Consider the following 1,552-nt stretch of genomic DNA (forward strand, 5'->3'; position numbering starts at 1 on the left):
TTGCATCGACTTTGAGCGTTGGTTGACCAACCCCAACAGGTACATTTTGCCCGTCTTTCGAGCATGTGCCAACACCGGGATCTAACTTTAGGTCATTACCAACCATAGATACTTTTTTCAGCACTGTTGGCCCATCACCAATTAGCGTTGCTCCTTTGACTGGCTGTGTAATTTTGCCATTTTCTATTAAGTAAGCCTCTGAAGATGAAAAAACGAATTTTCCTGATGTTATATCAACTTGTCCACCACCAAAATTTACTGCATACAGACCTTTTTTTACGCTAGATATTATTTCTTCCGGCGTATGTTTCCCTGGCAACATATAGGTATTTGTCATGCGTGGCATAGTAACTTCCTTATAACTTTCCCTTCTGCCATTACCAGTTAGATTTACGCCCATAAGCTTGGCGTTCATATGATCCTGCATATAGCCTTTGAGGATTCCATCCTCTATCAACACATTATAACCTGGTGGAGTGCCTTCATCGTCTATGCTAATAGAACCGCGCAGATTAGGCAGAGTTCCATCATCAACTACTGTGATGCCACTAGCCGCTACTTGTTTACCAATAGAATTTGAAAATGCTGAGATTCCTTTACGATTAAAATCGCCTTCAAGACCATGACCTACGGCTTCATGTAACAATACTCCCGGCCAGCCTGGACCTAGAATAACTGTCATCTCTCCGGCTGGAGTTGGAACAGCTTCAAGATTTACTAATGCTTGTTCTAATGCTTGATTTGCAACCTCTTTCCACTTTTTCTCAGAAATAAATTTACTATAAGAGTCCCTTCCACCGTGTCCTGCAGAACCTCTCTCAGCTCGGCCATTTTTCTCTACGATGACTAGCACATTAAAACGTACTAGAGGTCTGATATCGCTTAATCTGTGATCTCCCTTTATTATTTGTACAACTTGCCATTCTCCACTAAGAGTTATTTTTACTTGCTTCACGCGGTTATCTTTGGATCTTACATACTCGTTAACCTCATTGAGCAGTTTAATTTTTGAGTTCAGATCTGTTTCATTTATAGGGTTAATTCTCGAATATAGGTTCTTTGTCTCTTTGTTTAATCTTATTGAATTTGTTTTGTTTAAAGACACCGAACTCTTCACTATAAAAGCAGCACTGCTAATTTCCTTTTCGCTAATCTCAGAAGAACAAACAAAAGACGTACTGTCTTCACAAAAAGACCTTAAACCAAACCCCCTTCTGGTATTCAAATCCATGTGTTTTAATATGTTATCATCAAACACCAAGGACTCTGACTGGCAAAATTCTAAAAATAGCTCACCACCATCACTATTGCTCAAAGCGTTGTTGACTATTTTATATACGTTATTAATATTAACACTGTTCTGAGCAAAAAATATTTGATCTAGGTTTATATTGTCTGGCATCACCTTTGAACTAAAAATTGCTTAAGTATATTATTTAATTTTAACATAGTAAACTATAAAAGCCCGGGTGGCGGAATTGGTAGACGCGCTAGCTTCAGGTGCTAGTAACTTTTCAGGTTGTGGAAGTTCAAGTCTTCTCTCGGGCACTCT

Annotated in this window: 1 protein-coding gene and 1 tRNA gene; one reads left to right on the top strand and one right to left on the bottom strand. The window is 38.9% G+C overall.

All coding sequences use genetic code 11. The features are described from left to right. Window positions 1-1,402 (bottom strand): metalloprotease TldD (tldD, locus tag HET73_RS07370; RefSeq protein ID WP_174134290.1); only part of this gene is annotated, 1,402 nt, incomplete at its 3' end. 61 nt (window positions 1,403-1,463) lie between these two features. On the opposite strand from tldD, the gene HET73_RS07375 reads away from it, so the two are divergent. Further along, window positions 1,464-1,548 (top strand) — tRNA-Leu (locus HET73_RS07375). Window positions 1,549-1,552: the final 4 nt, after the last annotated feature.

The organism is Wolbachia endosymbiont of Atemnus politus, assembly GCF_013309895.1.